The 20,949-nt window shown below is 66.2% G+C and carries 14 protein-coding genes; 8 read left to right on the plus strand and 6 right to left on the minus strand.

What is annotated here, in order from left to right; translation table 11 throughout:
* Positions 1–138: 138 nt before the first annotated feature.
* The 7 genes from ACZK2G_RS04285 (at position 139) to ACZK2G_RS04315 (ending at position 8,738) form a co-directional block, all read left to right on the plus strand.
* Positions 139–2,301 (plus strand): S46 family peptidase, encoded by a 2,163-nt coding sequence (locus ACZK2G_RS04285; RefSeq protein ID WP_253079319.1) that lies wholly within the window; start codon positions 139–141, stop codon positions 2,299–2,301.
* Between the two features lie 200 nt (positions 2,302–2,501).
* On the plus strand, positions 2,502–3,146 hold the full coding sequence (locus tag ACZK2G_RS04290; protein WP_010483945.1) for a histidine phosphatase family protein: 645 nt from the start codon (positions 2,502–2,504) through the stop codon (positions 3,144–3,146).
* Positions 3,147–3,187: 41 nt separating this feature from the next.
* Positions 3,188–4,459, plus strand: a complete 1,272-nt coding sequence (folC, locus tag ACZK2G_RS04295) for a bifunctional tetrahydrofolate synthase/dihydrofolate synthase (protein WP_478474748.1) — start codon at positions 3,188–3,190, stop codon at positions 4,457–4,459.
* A gap of 81 nt (positions 4,460–4,540) precedes the next feature.
* On the plus strand, positions 4,541–5,581 hold the full coding sequence (locus ACZK2G_RS04300) for an SPOR domain-containing protein (RefSeq protein ID WP_478474749.1): 1,041 nt from the start codon (positions 4,541–4,543) through the stop codon (positions 5,579–5,581).
* A 46-nt stretch (positions 5,582–5,627) separates the two neighbouring features.
* The gene (locus tag ACZK2G_RS04305) at positions 5,628–6,407 is read left to right on the plus strand and encodes a CvpA family protein (RefSeq protein ID WP_046982505.1); all 780 of its coding nucleotides are present in this window, start codon (positions 5,628–5,630) and stop codon (positions 6,405–6,407) included.
* A 30-nt stretch (positions 6,408–6,437) separates the two neighbouring features.
* Positions 6,438–7,904 carry an amidophosphoribosyltransferase gene (gene purF, locus ACZK2G_RS04310; protein ID WP_012510177.1) on the plus strand — a complete coding sequence of 489 codons (1,467 nt, stop codon included), beginning with the start codon at positions 6,438–6,440 and terminating at the stop codon, positions 7,902–7,904.
* Between the two features lie 9 nt (positions 7,905–7,913).
* Positions 7,914–8,738, plus strand: a complete 825-nt coding sequence (locus tag ACZK2G_RS04315; RefSeq protein WP_337302138.1) for a ferritin-like domain-containing protein — start codon at positions 7,914–7,916, stop codon at positions 8,736–8,738.
* Positions 8,739–8,808: 70 nt separating this feature from the next.
* Here ACZK2G_RS04315 and ACZK2G_RS04320 read toward each other — a convergent pair whose 3' ends face one another.
* The gene (locus tag ACZK2G_RS04320) at positions 8,809–10,266 is read right to left on the minus strand and encodes a T6SS phospholipase effector Tle1-like catalytic domain-containing protein (RefSeq protein ID WP_337302137.1); all 1,458 of its coding nucleotides are present in this window, start codon (positions 10,264–10,266) and stop codon (positions 8,809–8,811) included.
* Positions 10,267–10,491: 225 nt separating this feature from the next.
* Here ACZK2G_RS04320 and ACZK2G_RS04325 point away from each other — a divergent pair, with 225 nt between their 5' ends.
* Complete coding sequence (locus ACZK2G_RS04325) at positions 10,492–11,745, plus strand: zinc-dependent metalloprotease (RefSeq protein WP_295382155.1); 1,254 nt, start codon at positions 10,492–10,494, stop codon at positions 11,743–11,745.
* Between the two features lie 87 nt (positions 11,746–11,832).
* Here ACZK2G_RS04325 and lpxH read toward each other — a convergent pair whose 3' ends face one another.
* The 5 genes from lpxH to ACZK2G_RS04350 all read right to left on the minus strand — a co-directional run bounded on the left by lpxH (position 11,833) and on the right by ACZK2G_RS04350 (position 20,738).
* Positions 11,833–12,579, minus strand: a complete 747-nt coding sequence (gene lpxH / locus ACZK2G_RS04330) for a UDP-2,3-diacylglucosamine diphosphatase (RefSeq protein WP_478474750.1) — start codon at positions 12,577–12,579, stop codon at positions 11,833–11,835.
* Positions 12,580–12,739: 160 nt separating this feature from the next.
* Positions 12,740–13,279, minus strand: a complete 540-nt coding sequence (locus ACZK2G_RS04335) for a phosphatase PAP2 family protein (RefSeq protein WP_478474751.1) — start codon at positions 13,277–13,279, stop codon at positions 12,740–12,742.
* Positions 13,260–14,405 carry a glycosyltransferase family 4 protein gene (locus ACZK2G_RS04340; protein WP_046982500.1) on the minus strand — a complete coding sequence of 382 codons (1,146 nt, stop codon included), beginning with the start codon at positions 14,403–14,405 and terminating at the stop codon, positions 13,260–13,262. Before ACZK2G_RS04340 ends, ACZK2G_RS04335 begins: the two co-directional genes overlap by 20 nt.
* A 144-nt stretch (positions 14,406–14,549) precedes the next feature.
* Positions 14,550–17,474, minus strand: coding sequence for a TonB-dependent receptor domain-containing protein (locus tag ACZK2G_RS04345; RefSeq protein ID WP_046982499.1), 2,925 nt, complete (start codon positions 17,472–17,474; stop codon positions 14,550–14,552).
* Between the two features lie 330 nt (positions 17,475–17,804).
* On the minus strand, positions 17,805–20,738 hold the full coding sequence (locus tag ACZK2G_RS04350) for a TonB-dependent receptor domain-containing protein (RefSeq protein WP_253079312.1): 2,934 nt from the start codon (positions 20,736–20,738) through the stop codon (positions 17,805–17,807).
* Positions 20,739–20,949: the final 211 nt, after the last annotated feature.

A 20,949-nucleotide genomic window follows, 5' to 3' on the forward strand; every position in this document is an offset into this window, starting at 1 on the left:
ATGCCCGGTGGATGCGCGGGTGCCAACCAAGGTTGGCTGCTACCGGGGCATCGGTGAGCCAGGTCCATGACTTCCGGGGTTCGGGGCGGGGCAGGGCGGCGGGCTACAATCGAAGGTTCCACTACCAGGGGCCGCTCCATGCGCTCGAACCTGCTTGCATTCTCCATCGTCGCCAGCCTCGGGCTGGCCCAGGTCGCCCATGCCGCTGAAGGCATGTGGGTGCCGCAGCAGCTGCCGGAAATCGCCGGCCCGCTGCAGAAGGCCGGCCTGAAGCTGTCCCCGGAACAGCTGTCCAACCTGACCGGCGACCCGATGGGCGCGGTCGTCGCCCTCGGTGGCTGCACCGCCAGCTTCGTCTCGCCGCAGGGCCTGGTGGTCACCAACCACCACTGCGCTTATGGCGCCATCCAGCTGAATTCGACTGCGCAGAAGAACCTGATCAAGGACGGCTTCAACGCGCCGACCCTGAAGGATGAACTGAGCGCCGGCCCGAACGCCCGCGTGTTCGTGCTCGACCAGATCACCGACGTCACCACCCAGGCCAAGGCCGCCATCGCTGCCGCCGGCAACGACCCGCTGGCCCGCAGCCGCGCGTTGGACGCCTTCGACAAGGCACAGGTCGCCGCCTGTGAAGCCGACGCCGGCTTCCGCTGCCGCCTGTACAGTTTCTCCGGTGGCAACACCTACCGCCTGTTCCGCAACATGGAAATCAAGGACGTGCGCCTGGTCTACGCGCCCCCGGGCAGCGTCGGCAAGTTCGGTGGCGACGTCGACAACTGGATGTGGCCGCGCCACACCGGTGATTTCTCGTTCTACCGCGCCTATGTAGGCAAGGATGGCAAGCCGGCCGCCTTCGCCGCCGACAACGTGCCGTACCAGCCCAAGCACTTCCTGAAGTTCGCCGACCAGCCGCTGGGTGCCGACGACTTCGTGATGGTGGCCGGCTACCCGGGCCGCACCAACCGCTACGCACTGGCCGGCGAGTTCAACGAAACCGCCAGCTTCACCTACCCGACCATCGCCAAGCACTACAACGCAGTGCTGAAGATGATCGCCGATGCCGGCAAGGCCGACGCCGACGTCAAGGTGAAGTACGCCGCCACTGCCGCCAGCATGAACAACGTGGCCAAGAACTACCTGGGCCAGCTGGAAGGCTTCAAGCGCATCGACGCCGCCGGCCAGAAGCAGGCTGAAGAAGCCGCCGTGCTGGCCTGGCTGAAGAAGCAGGGTGCTGCCGGCAAGCCGGCCCTGGCCGCACACGCGCAGCTGCTCAAGCATCTGGATACCAGCAAGTCCACCCGCGAACGCGACCTGTTCGTCGGTCAGTTCAACAACACCTCGGCCGTCGGCGCGGCGATCACCCTGTACCGCCTGTCGATCGAGCGCAGCAAGCCGGATGCCGAACGCGAAGCTGGTTACCAGGAACGCGACCTGACCACCATCGAAGGCGGACTGAAGCAGATGGATCGCCGCTACGTGGCGAAGATGGACCAGCAGTTGCAGGCCTACTGGCTGGACCAGTACGTGGCTCTGCCGGCCGCGCAGCGCGACAACGAAGTGCTGAACAAGTGGCTTGCCGGCAGCGATGCCGCTGCGGTGAAGTCGCTGGTGGCCAAGCTGGGCGGCACCGAGCTGGGCAGCCTGGACACCCGCCTGAAGTGGTTCAAGGCCGACCGCGCTGCGTTCGAAGCCAGCAACGATCCGGCCATCCAGTACGCCGTTGCGGTCATGCCGGCGCTGCTGAAGCAGGAAGAGCAGAAGAAGATCCGCGAAGGCGAATCGCTGACCGCACGTCCGCTGTACCTGCAGGCGGTGGCCGATTACAAGAAGAGCCAGGGCGAGTTCGTCTATCCGGATGCCAACCTGTCGCTGCGCATCACCTTCGGCAACGTCATGGGGTACGGCAAGGACGGCGTGAAGTACACCCCGTTCACCACCCTGGAAGGCGTGGCGGCGAAGGAAACCGGTGAAGATCCGTTTGATTCGCCGAAGGCGCTGCTCGATGCGGTCAAGGCCAAGCGTTACGGCGGCCTGGAAGACAAGCGCATTGGTTCGGTGCCGGTGAACTTCCTGTCCAACCTGGACATTACCGGCGGCAACTCGGGTTCGCCGGTGCTGGATGCCAACGGCAAGCTGGTGGGCCTGGCATTCGACGGCAACTGGGAATCGGTCAGCTCCAACTGGGTGTTCGACCCGGTGATGACCCGCATGATCGCCGTGGACAGCCGCTACATGCAGTGGATCATGCAGGAGGTGGCGCCGGCGCCGCAGCTGCTGAAGGAACTGAACCTGGCGAAATGAACCGGTTGCGGTAGTGCCGGCCGCTGGCCGGCAACCTCGACCAGATAGCCGGAGTTTCCGAAACCCCGCGACCTACGTCGCGGGGTTTTTTCGTGCCCGGCCCGGCCGGGTCCGCCGAACAGGTATCATCCCTGTTCCGTGGACTTCACAGGATGTGAACGAAACGCGGAAACCTCCTCCCCCCAGGACCCCTTGCACGCATGCGCATCCTGCTTGCCCGCCACGGTGAAACGCCGTGGAACGCCGAAGGCCGCTACCAGGGCCAGATCGATATTCCGCTTTCGCCGATCGGCGAAGCTCAGGCCCAGGCCCTCGGTGCCCGCCTGGCTTCGGTCGACATCACCCGTGCGGTGGCCTCGCCGCTGTCGCGCGCCCAGCGCACCGCGCAGCTGGCGCTTGGCGCCGCGCGTGCCGACATGCTGCTGACCGAGCCGGAGCTGCAGGAAATCGCGCACGGTGAGTGGGAAGGCCTGCTCGCCAGTGAGATCAACGAGAAGGACCCGTCGCGCCTGCAGGCCTGGCGCGAGGAGCCCGATACCGTGCTGATGCCCGGCGGCGAATCGCTGCGCCTGGTGCTGGAACGCAGCTGGCGTGGCCTGGCCCGTGCCACCGAAGGTCTCGGCGAGCACGACACGCTGCTGGTGGTTGCCCATGACGCGGTCAACCGCGTGATCCTGTGCAAGGTGCTGGGCCTGCCGATTTCCCGCCTGTGGACCTTCCGCCAGGCGCCGACCACGCTCAACCTGCTCGAAGGCGCCGATCTGGACAGCCTGGAAGTGGTGCGCCTGAACGACTGCGCCCACCACACGCCGTTCTTCGGCGAAGCCAAGCACCGCGCACTCTGACCCGCCACACCGAACCACCTGTACCTGCTGGAAGCACTGCCGTGACGAACACCCCGACCACCCTGGCCGATTGGCTGGATTACATTGAACGCCAGCACCCGGCGAGCGTCGACATGGGACTGGAGCGCGTGCGCACCGTTGCCACCGCGATGGGCCTGGGTGCACCGGCCGGGCGCACCATCGTGGTCGGTGGCACCAACGGCAAGGGGTCCACCGTGGCCTTCATCGAGTCCATCGCGCGTGCTGCCGGCTGGAAGGTCGGCGCCTACACCTCGCCGCACCTGCTGCGCTACAACGAACGTGTACGCATCGATGGCCAGGATGTCGACGATGCGGCGCTGGTTGCTGCGTTCAATGCCGTCGAAGCGGCGCGCGGTGACACCACGCTGACCTATTTCGAGTACGGCACGCTCGCTGCGCTGCAGCTGTTTGCCGACGCCGGGCTGGATCTGGCCGTGCTGGAAGTGGGCCTCGGTGGCCGCCTGGACGCGGTCAACATCGTCGACGCCGATGTATCGGTGATCACCACCGTGGACATCGATCACGCCGAATGGCTGGGCGATGACCGCGAAGCCATCGGTACCGAGAAGGCCGGCATCATCCGCGGCTGGAAGCCGGTGATCCTGGGTGAGACCGATCCGCCATCAAGCGTGCTGGCGCGTGCCTACCTGGTGGGTGCCAACGCGATCCGCGGCGGCAGCGACTACTTCTACGAGCCGATCGATGCCCAGCGCTGGCGCTGGCGCGATGTCGGTACCCGTCTGGAGCTGCCGACCCCGGCGCTGGCCGGGCCGATCCAGCTGGCCAATGCCGGTGCTGCGATCGCTGCACTGCGTGCGCTGGACAAGCCGGTGCCGCGCGCCGCGTGGGCCGAAGGCGTGGCCGCCGCCCGCATCGCCGGCCGCCTGCAGGCGTTCGAGCGTGACGGCGTGCAGATCCGCGTGGACGTGGGCCACAACCCGCAGGCCGCCGGCCAGCTGGCGCGCGCGCTGAAGGCCGAGGCGGTACCTGGGCGCACCCTGGCGGTGTACGCCGCGCTGCAGGACAAGGACGCGCTGGGCGTGGTGCAGGCACTGCAGGACGTGGTGGGCGAGTGGACCCTGGCCGGCCTGGACGGCCCGCGTGGGCAGAGCGCGGCGCAGCTGCAGGCGCGCCTGGCCGATACCGCTGCCGCTGCCGCACAGCTGTCCGACAGCGTCGAACAAGCGCTGGCGCAGGTGCTGGCCCAGGCCAAGCGCGGTGACCGGGTGCTGGTGTTCGGCTCGTTCCACACCGCCGCCGCGGCCCTGCAGTGGCTGCAGGACCCGGCCTGATCCACGTTCAGCCAACGCCGACGCCGTCCGGTCCGGCACCCGTATAATCGACCGCAACCCCCGGACAGTTGCCTGCCTCACGTGGATACGCCTCTGAAACAGCGTCTGATTGGTGCCATCGTGCTGGTAGCGCTGGCCGTGATTTTCCTGCCGATGCTGGTCAAGGGGCCGGCCCCGGACAGTGGCGTGGCCAATGTGCCGATCGCCGCGCCGGATGCGCCAGCCGATGGCCAGTTCGAAACCCGCGAACTGCCGCTGGTTGCGCCGGCGGGCGGTGCCACCGGCCTGCAGACCGGCCAGACCAAGCCGCTGCCGGATGCTGCCGCACCGGCCACGCCGCCGACCGTGGACACCTCGCCTGCGGTGGCCGCCGGCAACTACGCGGTCACCTTCGGTGCCTACGGCAGCAAGGCCGACGCCGATGCGGTGATTGCCTACCTGAAGCGTTCGCAGCTGCCGGGCTTCGCTGAGAGCGCCACCATCAACGGCCGCCAGGCATGGCGCGTGCGGGTCGGGCCGTATGCCGACCGTGCCCAGGCCGAGGCGGCCCGGCTGCAGGCGGTGAAGATCCGTGCGGATGTGAAGGCTGAGGTTATTGCTCTGGATGCGGCGACGGGCGGCAACGCCGCAGTTGCCGCCACTCCGGCGCCTGCGCCGGCGAGTGCGAGCACCCCGGCGGCAGCCACCGCACCCTCGGCCAATGGCAATCCGGTGCGCAGCGAAAGCCTGCCGCCGAGCACGCCGACTGCCACCACCACCCCGGTGGCCAAGCCGGAGCCGCCGAAGCCGGCACCGAAGCCGGAAGCCAAGCCTGAGCCCAAGCCGGAAACCGCGGCCAGCAAGCCGACGACGACGCCGGCCACGCCTGCAGCCCCGGCCGCCAGTGGCGTCGGCTTCGCGGTGCAGCTGGGCGCGTTCGGCCAGGCCAACGATGCCAATGCCCTGCGCGACAAGGTCCGCGCCGCTGGCTTCAGCGCCTTCGTCGAGCAGGTGCGTACCGACAAGGGCACCCTGCATCGTGTCCGCGTCGGACCGGTGGCCAACCGCGCCGACGCCGAACAGCTGAAGGCGCAGGTCGCCGCCAAGGTCGGCGTGGCCGGCATGGTGCGACCGCACCCATGACCCACGCGCAGCCCCGTTGCCAGCGCCGCCGAAGGAGCGGGGCGCCATGATCGACGTGGTGCTGCTGATCGTGATCGCCGCCTCGGCCCTGCTGGGGATGCTGCGCGGCTTCGTCGGCATCGTCATCGGCACCCTGTCGTGGCTGTTGGCCGCGTGGGCCGCCTTCGCCTTCGGCAATGACGCGGCCCACTGGTGGGCCGCACCGGCCGCACCGGGCGGCGAGCACTTCGTCGGTGGCTACCTGGGCGTCGGCATCGGCGTGATGATCGTGGTCGCGGTGATCGGCATGGTCATCAAGGCCATGGTCCATCGCAGCATGCTGACCAGCCTGGACCGCCTGCTGGGCGGCGTGCTGGGCGTTGTCCGTGGCGGCCTGATCGCCGCGATCCTGCTGCTGCTGGGCAGTTTCACTCCGCTGACCGCCGAGCCCTCCTGGCAGCGTTCGGCGGTGCGCCCACTGCTGAACCCCACCGTGGCCTGGATGAACAGCAAGCTGCCGCACTGGGAGGTTCCCGGGGCCGATCTGCTGCCCAAGGCCTTGCCGACCGACGCGCTGTCCCCATCTGCATTGATGGAGTTGGGCAAGAACGCAGGCGCCGGGTTGGGAAAGCCGGGCGCGGCAGGCGATAATGGCATCCTCAATCAGGTAGTGGCAGGCAGCGGATGGCTGCGGCCTGCGAAAGCGGAACAGGGCGATTCCTACGATCCGGCCGAAGTGCGTCCGGACGCCCCAGCACTGCCGGACAGTATCGAGCCGGGCGATCCGGCCAATGTCGACCGCGCGCGCGGCGACCACCGCGGCCAGGTACGGCCACCTTCCTTGTAACTGGGCACAGCCCAGCGGAGACCTCGCACCATGTGTGGCATCGTCGGAATCGTCGGCAACCAGAACGTCGCCGGGCAGTTGTATGACGGCTTGACCGTTCTCCAGCATCGCGGCCAGGATGCGGCGGGCATCGCCACCGTCAATGGCAGCCGCCTGCGGGTGCAGAAGGCCACGGGCCTGGTCCGCGATGTGTTCGATGCACGCACGATGTCCACCCTGGAAGGCAGCGTCGGCATCGCCCATGTGCGTTACCCGACCGCCGGCTCGGAAGGCATGGACGAGGCACAGCCGTTCTATGTGAATTCGCCCTACGGCATCGCGCTGGCCCACAACGGCAACCTGATCAACACCGAGGCGCTGCGCCAGCAGGTGTTCGAGCAGGACCGCCGCAACGTCAACACCGATTCGGACAGCGAAGTGCTGCTGAACGTGTTCGCCTACGAACTGGAGCAGCAGCGCCAGCTCAGCCCGGAAGCCGCGATCCGCGCGGTGGCCGGCGTGCACCGTCGCTGCAAGGGCGGTTATGCGGTGGTCAGCGTGGTGCTGGGCCTGGGCCTGGTCGCCTTCCGCGATCCGCATGGCATCCGTCCGCTGGTGCTGGGCAAGCGCAGCCACGCCGAGGGTGACGAGTACATCGTCGCTTCCGAATCGGCTGCGCTGGACGTGCTGGGCTTCCAGCGCGTGCGCGATGTGCAGCCGGGCGAAGCGCTGGTGATCACCGCGCGTGGCGAGCTGTTCTCGGAGATCTGTGCCGAGCCGGCCGAGCACACCCCGTGCATCTTCGAATACGTGTACTTCGCGCGCCCGGATTCGATGATCGACAACGTCTCGGTGCACAAGGCGCGCATGCGCATGGGCATCAAGCTGGGCGAGAAGATCCTGCGCCTGCGCCCGGACCACGACATCGACACCATCATCCCGATCCCGGATACCTCGCGCGATGCCGCGCTGGAGATCTCCAACGTGCTTGGGGTGAAGTACCGCGAAGGCTTCATCAAGAACCGCTACATCGGCCGCACCTTCATCATGCCGGGCCAGGGTGAGCGGGTGAAGTCGGTGCGCCGCAAACTCAACCCGATCCACCTGGAGTTCCGCAACCGCGTGGTGCTGCTGGTGGACGACTCGATCGTGCGTGGCACCACCAGCCAGCAGATCGTGCAGATGGCCCGTGATGCGGGCGCACGCAAGGTCTACCTGGCCAGTGCGGCACCGCCGGTGCGTTACCCGAACATCTACGGCATCGACATGCCGGCGGCCGAAGAGCTGGTCGCGCATAACCGTACCGTGGAAGAGATCGAAGCCCACCTGGGCTGTGACTGGCTGATCTACCAGGACCTGGAAGACATGGAAGCGGCAGTGAGCGAGGGCAACCCGGCGCTGCGCAACTTCGATTCGTCCTGCTTCAATGGCCATTACCCGACCGGCATCGAGCCGGGCTACTTCGAGCGCATCCAGCAACTGCGTTCGGATGACGCCAAGCACAAGCGCCGCGCCTGAGGTCCAGGCGTGATTGACGTGCCCGACGTCGGTGGCGATCTGCTGCGTGCCGCGCAGCAGTGCCTGGCGGAAGCCGACGCGCTGCGCAAGGTTGCGCTGACCCAGGCTTATGCGGCCGCGTTCCGTGCTGGCCGCCTGAAGGTGGCGGCCGATGCGCCGCCGCCCGAGCCGATCCGCATGCCGGGCCGGCCGGCGCAGCTGGTACTGGTGCATCCGCGCGAAGTGCCGCGGCGCGGGCTGGGCGGCGTGGAAGGGCGCGCTGCCTTCATCCATGCCATCGCCCACATCGAACTCAACGCGATCGACCTGGCCTGGGATGCGGTGTATCGCTTCCGTGGCCTGCCGTCGGCGTTCCTTGCCGATTGGGTGAGTTGTGCCGACGACGAATCCCGGCACTTCATGCTGCTGCGCGAACGCCTGCAGGCCCACGGCCATGATTACGCCGATTTCCCCGCGCACAACGGCTTGTGGGAGATGTGCGAAAAGACTGCGCATGACGGCCTGGCACGCATGGCATTGGTGCCGCGGGTACTGGAAGCACGTGGCCTGGACGTGACTCCGGGCATGATCGAGAAACTGCGCAATGTCGGTGACGCTGAAACCGCCGATGTGCTGGAGGTGATCCTGCGTGAGGAAGTGGCGCACGTCGCTGCGGGTTCGCGCTGGTTCCGCTGGTATTGCGACCGTGCCGGTATCGAGCCGCGCGCACGCTTCAAGGAGCTGCTGGTCGAATACGCTGGCGGCTATCTGTATGGCCCCTTCAACCTGGAGGCGCGACTGCTGGCCGGCTTCGATGCCGACGAACTGGCCAACCTGGTCGAGCAGGCCGGCTGAAAAAAGGGACGGAGGGGATCAGGTCGTTTGAGGCACAAACGACCTGATCCCCTCCGTCCCTTTTTTTGCTTCACCCGTTCGGCAACACCACGCGCCTGCCATCCACCGTCGGCCGGTTGATGTAGAACAGGCCGGGCCCTGGCCGGTAGGGCAGTTCGCTCACCCCGGCATCGGCGGCATAGGTCAGTGCGGTATCGCCCAGTGCATCGAAATTCCAGTGCGCCGACTGCATCAGATAGCGCCGCCTCAGCAGCGACTCCTGGGTCGGGGTCAGCGTCTGCCCGGCGACCAGTCGCCGTGCAATCGGCAGCAGCGCGGAGGGGAGCGCCCAGCCTGGAACATCGGCTGCATCGGCACGCCACTGAACGCCGGCATCGCGTGCGTGCTGCTGCATCACCTGCAGCGCAATCAGCTGGTACCGCCAGTCGATGCGCCGGCGCAGCACCACGGCAGCAGTCACGTACAGCACCGGTGACAGCAGGACGCTGCGGCTGCCTGCTCGACGCTGCTGCTGCCACTGGTGCCAGACATCGACCCACACTTCCTTCTGGTCCGCGCCCAGCTGCTGCCGCCAGCGCTCGGCATCGGCCTGCGCTTCGGCATAGGCGGTGGTTGCCTGCAGCACCGTCAGGGGCGGTATCTGGTAATCGGCAATGGCCGTGCGACGCAGCTGCTGCCGACGCGGACGACTGAGCAGCTTGGGGCCTTCTTCGATCTGGTTGTAGCCACCGCCGATGTTGGCGTGCACGCCCGGCAGTGCGATTTCGGTGAAGGGAGGGGCCACGCTGGTGAGCGGATAGTGCTGGCGGTGTTCGTCGCGTGCGCTCAACTGCAGCACCTGACCGGCGATGCCGGTACGCAGCGCGAGCCGTGGCTGTTCGTCGGCGCGGCCACCATTGACTGCAACCACGGTGTCGAACAGGCCGATGAAGCGCAGTGCCGGTGTTGCGGCAGCGAAGTCACCGGTACAGGACAGGCCGGACGACTGCAGCAGTTGCCGCCAGCGTGCGTTGTCCCAGGCCTGCAACTGGTTGGCGAGATCACGTGCAGCGGCGGCACCGCGCGAATAGCCGAACAGGTCGAGCTGCACGCGGCGCAGCGGCTGCTGCCAGCGTGTGGCCAGTTCGCCCAGCGCGGCCGGCAGCAGCACCTGCAGCGCGCGTTGCACTTTGGCCCGCACGCCGCTGGCGCCGATACCGAAGGCCAGGCCGATCAGGTCGTCGTCTGCATCATCGCGGGTGCCGACGCCTTCCACATAGATCGACAGCGATGCAGTCGCCAGCGTATCGCGGCGACTATCCGGGTACAGCTGCTGCAGGCGGGCGATGTTGGTCAGGCCGTTGTCGTAGCTGCTGGTCAGCCGGCTCTGGTAGGTCGAATCGTCATCGGCGCGGAGCTGGGCCGGGCGCGGCTGTGGCAGCTGCGGGCGGCCGCGTTCCAGATTGTGTGCGTTGTTGCGGGTGCCATCGAAGAACAGGCCGATCCGCAGCAAGCCGACATCTTCGTCCGTGTCCTGCGATGGTGCCATGTGCATTCCCCGTCGTGGCTGCGTCGCGGTAGCGCGAAAGCGATGTGTTGGCGAAGTGTAGTGACGCTTTTGACCTGACTGAACGCAGATGCGGTCGATCACACTTCCTGATTTTCATTCCCATCTTCTATTGAATTCACACGACCCGCGCAGGCCAGATGGCCAGACCCGGCAAACCCGGGCGTGCTGCATCAACGCTGTTCACATCATTCAAGGAGCGACGCAATGTTGTCCAGATCGATTGGCAAAGCGGCAGGTGGCCTGGTGTTGGGTTTGTCGGTGGCGGCGGCCGCGCACGCCGCACCGTTGTTCGAGCCGGTGACGGTCATCAGCCGGGCATCGGCAAACAGTGAGCCCGCGCTGGGCAAGCTGCTCGCCACCCCGTCCACAGCGACGGTACAGGAAGTGCGTGTCGATGCTGCTGCCACCGCGCAGCCGCAGCTGGAGTTCGAACTGCTCGGCCAGCGCGTACAGGCACTACGCAGCAAGGTCGAGTCGCTGCCCGATGGCGGCAGCATCTGGTATGGGCAGTTCCGCTCGCCCTCCGACCGGCTGACCGCTGCCACTTCGAACGGCCAGGATGATCCTGGCAATTCAGTGATCCTGGTGCGTTCGGGCAACACCATCACCGGTTCAATCCGCAAGGACGGCAAGCTCTACCGGCTGCGTCCGCTGGGTAACCGCCATGTGCTGGTGGAAGTGGACGAGTCGCGCATGCCGGCCGACCATCCGGCCGACTACAACCAGCTGCCGAAGATTCCGATGGGCGACAACGATCGCATCGGCATCGCGCAGGCTTCGTCCGGTACGCCGGCGACCATCCGCGTGCTGGTGGTGGCGACCAATGCCGCCGTCGCAGCCTATGGCGGCAACATGCAGTCGCTGGTGCAACTGGCGGTAGCCGAATCCAACCAGGGCTACGTCAACAGCAACGTGGGCATCACCATGCAGCTGGCCGGCTACGAGACCACCAGCTACACCGAGTCCGGCAACTTCACCACCGACCTGACCCGCTTCCGCAACACCAGCGACGGCTACATGGACAGCATCCATAGCAGCCGCAACAACACCGCTGCCGACGTCGGTGTACTGCTGATCAACAACACCAGCTACTGCGGGTTGGCTTCGGGTATCGGTTCCACCGCATCGACCGCGTTTGCCGCGGTGTACTGGGATTGCGCCACGGGCTACTACTCGTTCGCTCATGAAATCGGCCACCTGCAGAGCGCACGGCACGACATCGCCAGTGATCCGAGCACGTCACCGTACGCCTATGGCCACGGCTATCGTTATGAGCCGGCGAGCGGATCGCGCTGGCGCACGATCATGGCCTATGACTGCTCGGCCGGCTGCCCGCGGCTGAACTACTGGTCCAATCCGAACATCAGCTACAACGGTGTGCCGATGGGCATCGCCAGCAGTGCCGACAACCAGCGTGTGCTGGTCAACACCAAGGCCACCATCGCGGCCTTCCGCTGAGTCCAGGCGCCGGCCAAGGTCGGCGTCTACCAGGGCGCGTGCACCTGCTCTGGTAGATGCCAACCTTGGTTGGCACCCTGCGATCCATCATTCGCGGCTGAGCGTGTCCAGGGTCCAGCCATTGGTGTCCACGCGCAGCACCGAACCCTGTTCGTACCAGTCGCCCAGCACGATGCGGGTGCAGGCACGGCCACCGACCTGCAGTGCATGGATGGCCGGGCGATGAGTATGGCCGTGGATCATGGTGTCCACCCCATGGCGCACGAAGGTGGCATCGACTTCGGCCGGGGCCACGTCGGTCACGGTCTCGAACTGCGCACGATCGCCCTGCTTCATTTCCGACTGGCGGGCCTGGCTGGCGTCGCGTGCCTTCTGTGCGAACGCGATGCGCGCGGCCAGCGGCTGTGACAGGAACTGCGCCTGGAATGCGGGGTCGCGCGTCTGTGCGCGGAACTGCTGGTAGGGGATGTCATCGGTGCACAGCAGGTCACCGTGCTGCAGCAGCACCGGGCGGCCGTACAGCTCGATCACGCACGGGTCGGGCAGGATGCGCAGGCCGGCGCGGCGTGCGTAGTCCTCGCCGAGCAGGAAATCGCGGTTGCCACGGATGAAGTATGCGGGCACGCCGCTGTCGGTCAGCACCTTCAACGCATCGGCCACCGCATCGGCGGCGGGCGAGGGGGTGTCGTCGCCGATCCAGGCTTCGAACAGGTCGCCGAGGATGTAAAGCGCATCGGCGGTGGGCGCCTGCTCGCGCAGGAAGCGCAGGAACAGGTCGGTGATCTCCGGACGGCTGGGGTCCAGGTGCAGGTCGGAAATGAACAGCGTGGTCATGCCTGCATTCTAGGGCATCCGCCCGCCGGGGATGCCGCTGCGCTCGCCGGACACGGCCCGGCGCTACCAAGGGGCTGCTGCGCTCGCTGGGCCTGGCGCGGCGTTGCCCGGGAATCGCGTGCTGACCGGTGGCGCCGGGCCATGCCCGGCGGAAAGCACGTCACACCGGCAGCGGCAACCAAGCCAGGCTGGCCGCGGCCAGCAACGCGGCGATGCCGGTGGCAGCGAGGACATCGCTGGGGTAGTGCAGGCCCAGCACCACGCGCGACAGCGCCACACCGACGGTGAACGGCACCAGCAGCGGTGCCAGCCACGGATAGTAGGCCAGTGCGACGATGGTGAACGACACTGCGTGCAGGGTGTGTCCGGAGGGGAAGCTGAATTCGTCCAGCGGTGCCACCCAGGCGCGAATGCGGAGGTCGGCGGCGTACGGGCGCGGGCGCCGGATCCAGCGCTTGAGGCTCTTGTACAGCAGCAGCGCGGCCAGGCCGGTGGCTGCCATGTGCACCGAGGCGCGCAGGCCATCGAAGCCATCGAGCAGCACCAGCGCGCCCATCAGTACATACCAGAACACGCCATCGCCGAGCCGGCTGATGACCGAGAACAGGCGGCGCACGCGGCGGCGCCGGCAGTAGTGGTTGGCCCGCCGGCACAGCCGTGCTTCGCGGCCGGCCAGCAGTTCAAGCGGCGTGGTGCGCATGGCCGCTCCTCCGCGACTGGGCCAGCTCGGCCAGCAGGGCATCGAACTCGGCCACCACCTGCTGTGGATGCAGGCGTTTCATCGCCTGCGCGGCATTGCTGCCCAGTGCGTGGCGCTGCGCATCATCAGCGGCCAGTTGCACGGCCGCTTCAATGAACTGCTCGTCGTTATCCACCGCTGCGCCGTTCTCGCCGTTGCGCAGGTACTCGCGGGCGGCACCGTAGTCGAAGGCCACGGTTGCCAGGCCGCTGGCCATGCTTTCCAGGGTCACGTTGCCAAAAGTCTCGCTGCGGCTGGGAAACAGAAACAGATCGCCGCTGGCGAAGTGCCGTGCCAGGGCATCTCCGCGCTGGATGCCACAGAAAATGAAGTCGGGGTTTTCATGCGCGAGCTTCTCGCGGGCCGGGCCATCGCCGACCCACACGAAGCGTGCCTTCGGCCGGATCTGCTGCAGCCTGCGGAACGCCTTCACCGCCAGGCCGAGGTTCTTTTCTGCGGCGATACGCCCGACGTAGATCGCTACCAGGCCGTTGCCGTCCACACCCCATTCCTCGCGCAGCGCAGGGTCACGACGGCTCGGATCGAACTGCTGGCTGTCGACTGCGCGCGCCAGCAGGCGCACGCGTTCGAAGCCCTGTTCGCCGAGGAACTGCTGCAGCTCGCGGGTTGGCACCAGGGTCGCATCGGCCTGGTTGTGGAAGCGACGCATCCAGCGCATTGCCGCTGCCTGCAGCCAGGCCACGCCGTAGTCGGGCAGGTACTCGTCAAAGCGGGTGTGGAAGCCACTGGCGACCGGGATGCCGAGGCGGCGCGCGGTGCGCAGTGCCGACCAGCCCAGCGGGCCTTCAGTGGCGACGTACACTGCATCCGGGCGTTGCTGCTGCCAGTGGCGGCCGAGCCGGATCGGTGCGGGCAGGCCGAAGCGCAGGCCGGGGTAGCGCGGCAGCGCTGCACCCGGGACCAGCAGGGTGCCGGGTGCTGAATCCAGCGCTTCGCTGGCCTGGCGTGGCCGGATCAGGTCGATGTCATGCCCCGATGCGCGTAGCCCCTGTTCCAGGCCCTGCACGGTGAGGGCAACGCCATTCACTTCCGGCGGATAGGTCTCGGTGACGATGGCATAGCGCATGGCGGGCCTCCGGGTTTCCGGCATGCTCGGTCCTGGCGATGTAGCCGATATGACCGCTTTGCGACCGCCAGATGACGCAGGCCTGGACGCGCGACGCCACGGCCCCGAAGGGCCGTGGCGTAACAGCTCACGCCGTGTGGTGGATCAGAAGCGCTGCTGGTATTTCATGTAGATGAAACGGCCGATGTCAAAACCACCGTAGTAGGAGAAATTGGAACTCGGCTGGCTGTACATGACCGGGCCCTGGCGGCCGAACACGTTGTTGGCGCCGATTGAAACAGTGGCGTCCCATGGCAGGTTGTAGCGGGCCTGCACGTCGTGGAAGGTGACCGATCCGCGGCGGTTGTAGTCGCGCGTGCCACTGAACCACGGTGCGCGCTGGTTCGGGTGCGAGCACTCGTTCGGATAGTCCGCCAGGCCCAGGCAGCGTTCCTTCACTGCGGAGAAATAGCGCAGGCTCCATGTGAGGCCGAAGTCGCCACGCTCCCAGCCCAATGACGCGTTGGAACGCACGCGGAAGCCGATGCCCCCATTGGTGGCGATGCCATTGCTGGGAATCGGCGGTACATCGACCTCGTTGGTGGTCCGTTCTTCCGCAGCAACCACATAGGTGGTTTTCCAGTCGGCGCTCAGCGTGCCCCAGGACGTTTCGATCTTGTGGCCGACCTCCAGGTCATAGCCTTCGGCCTGGCGGAAGCCGCTGTTGCGGCTGCCATAGTTGAGCTTGTTGACGATGCCCAGCTCCGGATCGCGGGTGAAGCTGCCGCAGCGCTCGGCAATGCCCAGCTCGTAGCAGTCGCGAAGGATGTCGTTGGGGTGGTCGGCGACGATGGTGTTGTCGATGCGGATCTTCCACCAGTCCAGGGCGATGTTCAGCCCTTCGGCGAACGTCGGGCTCCAGACCAGGCCCAGCGTACGGCTGGTCGAGGTCTCGGGCTTCAGGTTGGGATTGGAGCCGTTGGTGAAGGGCAGGGGAGTCTGCCCACTGCTGCCGGTGATCGGTTCATTGCCCTGGCCGAGCTGGCGGTAGCTGTCCGCATTGGCAATGTCGGCGGCGCAGCGTGCACGCACTTCCGGACTGCTGGCCGCAGCGCCGTATACGGTGTCGCAGGGGTCACGGAAGCCGGTGGTGAAGGTCTCCGAGCCACCGCCGTACAGGTTGGAAATGGTCGGTGCGCGGAAGCCCTGGGCCCAGGTGCCGCGGACCAGCAACTGGTCGATCGGCTTCCAGGTGAAGCCGAACTTGCTGTTGAGGGTACCGCCGAAGGTGGTGTAGTCCGAGTAGCGAGTCGCAGCGCTCAGGCTCAGCTCACGTGCACCGGCCAGGTCACGCAGCACCGGCACGCTCAGCTCCAGGTACGCCTCGTCGACACGATAGCCGCCGCCGGTAGGACCTGAGGCCAGGTTGGTGGTGGCGCCGGTCTGTGCCAGTGCATCGGGGATGAAACGTCCATCTTCGCGACGGCTCTCGGCACCGACGGCGAAGCCCAGCTCACCGGCCGGCAACGTGGCGAGGCTGCCGCTGAGGCTGGCGAACAGGTTGCGGGTGGTGGTACGGCCACGGGTGAGTTCTTCCGGGAACAGCCAGTCCTGCAGTTCCGGATTGCCGGTCAGGCCATAGGGATCATCCTGGCCATACGGAACCAGCGGGTTCCAGGGCTTGCAGCCGGCAATCGGCGCCTCCGGCGTACCGCATTCGACCTTGCCGGTTGCCGGGTTGTAGAACGAGGGGCCGGTGGCATCGGCAACGCGCTGCTTGTGCAGGTTGCCGGTGGCGCGCTGGCTCAGTTCACTGCGGTTGTACTGGTAGCCTGCTTCCCAGTCGAATTCGCGACCGCCGAACGCGAAGTTGCCTTCAAATGCTGCAACGCCCTGCCAGGTGGTCAGTTCGCTGGTGCTGACGCGTGGAATCTCCCACGTGCGGCGGTTCCAGTGCACGTCGCTGGGGCTTTCATAGCCATGGTGGCTGCCGAACGGATTGAACCAGCTGTCGGCGGACATCGGCGTGATGCCGGCGGCAGCGGACTGGAACGGATAGCCCGCGATCTGGCGGGTGGTGGTGCGCCGGTTGTAGGCCAGCTGGGTGTTGAAGCGGACCTGGTCATTGAGATCCATGCGTGCGTCGACGAAGATCGAGTCGCGCTTGATCGGCGTCTGCACGTGCATCTGCTCGTTGCTGTTGCTGACGTCGCCGGTGAACGGCGTGTTGTCGCTGAGATGGAAGCTGTCCGGACCGCCCGGCTGGCTGCCACGGTCGAGCGAATAGCTGCAGCCACGGCTGTTGCTGCAGCCCGGGCCCTTGAAGCCGGTGATGCGGCCCCACTGGCCGACCGTGGTCCAGCCGTCGTCCGGATGGCGATCAGTGTAGGTGTAGGCACTGAAGCCACGGTCCTTTGCCCACACGCCCTTTTCTTCGACATGCTCGGCGGCGACGCTGATCGAGGCGCGGTCATTGGACCAGCCGGCCACCACGTCGTACTGGGTGCGGGCGCCGTCGCCCTCGCTGTACTGGCCGTGGTAGACGCTGGCGGTCACGCCCTCGACGTTGCGGCGGGTGATGATGTTGACCACGCCGGCCATCGCATCGGAACCGTAGATGGCCGAGGCGCCATCCTTGAGGACTTCCATGCGCTCCACGGCAGCGGCAGGAATGCTGGAGATGTCCTGGTAGCCGGAGGTGGTCATGCCCAGGCGCTTGCCATTGACCAGCACCAGGGTGCGCTGCGGGCCGAGGCCGCGCATGTCCACGTAGCTGCCACCAGAGGCCTCGCCCGCGCTGAGCGGGCTGGCACGGCTGAGGGCAGGGCTGCCGGTCGCGGTCAGGTTCTGCAGGATGTCGGCGACGGAATTGAAGCCCTGCCGCTCGATGTCGGCACGGCTGATGGTCAGCACCGGTTGCGCGGTTTCCAGGTCGACCTGGCGGATGCGCGAGCCGGTGATCTCGATGCGATCGAGCGTGGTGGCGTCCGGCGCGTGCTGGGCGAATGCAGGAACGGCGAGCGCAGTGGCTGCGGTCATCGCAAGCGCGCGACGGATCGCCAACCCCAGTTCGGGAGTACGGATGGTCATGGGTCTCTCTCTCTTCTAGGTCTTCGGTGCGCTGCCAAAGCGGACGGCGCAAATACCACCGCAGACGGTGGAGACTCGACGCTAGTGAAGGCCCGATGAGAGAGGTATGGGAAAGGTACGAATCTGCAATCGGCGAGGCTGACGCATCTGCACAAAGTCGATGCGAATCAGGTGGCTGCGCTGTTCGATGACGCGTCACCGCCATTCCGGGATTGCCGCGATGGAGACGCAGCGAAGGAGGCCGAGCCTGTCAAACACGTCAACCTGCGCAGAAACAAAAAAACCACGGCCCCGAAGGGCCGTGGTCGTGGTGCATTGCCGCGCGATGGATCAGAAGCGCTGCTGGTACTTCATGTAGACGAAGCGACCGATGTCGTAACCGCCGTAGTACGAGAAGGCCGAGTTCGGCTTGCTGTACATGACCGGGCCGTACTTCTCGAACACGTTGTTGGCACCGACCGAGACGGTTGCATCCCACGGCAGCGAGTAGCGGAACTGCACATCGTGGAAGGTGACCGAGCCACGCTCGTTGTAGTTGCGTGCACCCTTGTACCACGGGGCGTAGACGTTCGGATCCGAGCATTCACCCGGGTACGAACGGATGTCCACGCACTGTTCCTTCACGCCGGAGTAGTAGCGCGCGGTCCAGCTCACGCCGAAGTTGCCCAGATCCCAGCCCAGCACCAGGTTCGAACGGACGCGGAAGTTGCTGCCGATGCCGTTGGAAACAGTCGGCACCACCGTGGTGTCGTTGGTCGAGCGGTAGATGCTCTTGCTGACATAGGTGGTGGCCCAGCCGGCGTTGAACTTGCCGACGCTGGTATCCAGGCGGTAGTTCAGGTCCAGGTCGTAACCTTCGGTCTCCATGAAGCCGGAGTTGCGGCTACCGAAGGTCAGCTTGTTGACGATGCCGGCGGTCGGACCCGTCGAGGTGTCACGGGTAAAGCGGGCGCAGCGAGCAGCAACGCCCTGCTCATAGCAGTCGATCAGGATCTGGGTCGGGGTATCGGACACGATCGTGTTGTCGATACGGATCTTCCACCAGTCCAGCGAGGCGTTGAAGTTCTTGATGAAGCTCGGGCTCCAGACCAGGCCCAGCGTCTTGCTGGTCGAGGTTTCCGGGGTCAGCTTCGGATCCGAGCCGGACACGAACGGCACCGGGGTGGCGTCGGTGGCGGTGGTGACAGCCTGGTTGCCCTGCTTCAGCTGGCGGAAAGTGTCGGCATTGGCGATGTCACGCGCACAGCGGGCACGCACTTCGGCACTGGTCTTGGACGAACCGAACTGGACGTCGCAGGGATCGCTGAACTGGGCGAAGGTTTCCGAACCACCGCCGTACAGGTCGTTGATGGTCGGGGCGCGGAAGCCCTCGGCCCAGGTGCCACGGACCAGCAGCGAATCAAACGGCTTCCACTTGAAGCCGAACTTGCTGTTGAGCGTGTTGCCGAAGGTGTCGTAATCGGAGAAGCGGGTCGCGCCGTTGAAGGTCAGTTCCTTCGCACCCGGCAGGTCGGCCAGCACCGGCACGTTGATTTCCAGGTACGCCTCACTGACCTTGTAGTCGCCACCGGTCGGGCCAGCGGCCAGGTTGGTGGTGGCACCGGTCTGCGCCAGCGGATCCGGGCGGTACTGGCCCGATTCCTTGCGGCTTTCGACACCGAACGCGAAGCCCAGGTCGCCGGCCGGCAGGGTCACGATGGAACCGGCGATGTTGGCGAAGAAGTTCTTGCTGGTGGTCTTGCCGGTGGTGACCTCCGGCGGGAACAGCCACTGCTGCAGAGCCGCATTGCCATCGATGCCGTTCGGATCGATCTTGCCGTACGGCACCAGCGGGTTCCACGGCATGCAGTTGGCGATCGGCGCGCCCGGGCGGCCACACTCGACCTTGCCGGTGGCGGCGTTGTAGTACGACGGGCCTACGCCGGCGGCGACGCGGCCCTTGTGCAGGTTGCCGGTGGCGGTCGATTCCAACTCGTTGCGATTGTACTGGTAGCCCACTTCCCAGTCGAAGAAGCGCTCACCAATCTCGAACGAACCGTCGAACGAAGCTACCGCGCGGTAGGTCTTCAACTCGCTGGTGGTCACGCGCGGCACTTCCCAGGTGCGGCGGTTCCAGGCCACGGCGGTCGGGTTGGCGTAGCCGTGCTGGTTGCCGAACGGGTTGAAGTAGCTGTCAACCGACATCGAGCCGATACCCGGGGTGCTCGACTGCAGCGGGTAGCCGGCGATCTGGCGGGTTGCTTCGCGCTTGTTGTAGCCCAGCTCGGCGCGGAAGTTGACGTTGTCGGTGATCTTGAAGCGGCCGTCGAAGTACACCGAGTCGCGCTTCAGCGGATAGTTCACGTGCATCTGCTCGTTGGCGTTGCTGACATCGCCGGTGAAAGCAGACGGATCGGTGAGGTGGTAGTTGGCCGGGTTGGTCGGGTCGGCGCCACGGTTGAGCGAGTAGTTGCAACCGGCAGCCACCTTGCAGCCCGGGCCGCCCTTCAGGCCGGTGAACTGGCCCCACTGGCTGATGGTGGTCCAGTTGGTCAGGTTGTCGGCATGGCGGTCGGTGATGCCGTACTCACTGAACCAGCGGTCGCGTGCCCACACCGACTTTTCTTCGGAGTGTTCAGCGGCCAGGGTCAGCGAGATGCGATCGTTGTTCCAGCCGGCCACCACGTCGAAGCGGTCGCGCGCGCCATCGCCCTGGCTGTACTGGCCGTGGTAGACGTTGGCCGTCACACCGGTGACATTGGAGCGGGTGATGATGTTGACCACGCCGGACATGGCATCGGAACCGTAGATGGCCGACGCGCCATCCTTCAGTACTTCGATGCGCTCCACGGCCGAGACCGGGATCGTGGAGATGTCCTGGTAGCCCGAGGTGCTGATGCCCAGGCGCTTGCCGTTGATCAGCACCAGCGTGCGCTGGGTGCCCAGGTTGCGCATGTCGATGTACGAACCACCCGCATTCTCACCGGCAGTCAGCGCGTTGGCGCGGCTGATCGCCGGGCTGCCCATCGCAGTGACGTTCTGCAGGATGTCGGCGACCGAGCTGAAGCCCTGCTGCTCGATGGCCGAACGGGTGATCGCGAACACCGGCTGGGCGGTTTCCACGTCCACCTGGCGGATGCGCGAACCGGTGATCTCGATGCGGTCGAGGTTGGTGGGAGTGGCGCCGCTGCCGTCCTGGGCGAACGCAGGCAGCGAAGCTAGCGCTGCGGTGGTTGCCAGGGCATAGCGGATGGCCTGCCCCAGTGCGGTGGTGCGTGAAGTCATGGCGAGCTCTCTCTCTCAGGTCGTGCAAAAGACGCCAAAGTGGGCGTCGAAGAAGCCGGCGGGTCCAAGGACTGAGCCGGTGACCTGATAGTAGTCTCGTTGGTTAATGATCTGTAAAGACTTCGTATCCAATTATTTCGCGATACGCCGCTTCTTTTCACAAAAAATGAACAAAAGCATCGACTTACGCGAAGCGGGCCTGACGCGCAGT

The organism is Stenotrophomonas sp. 107298_Sma (genome assembly GCF_056480345.1).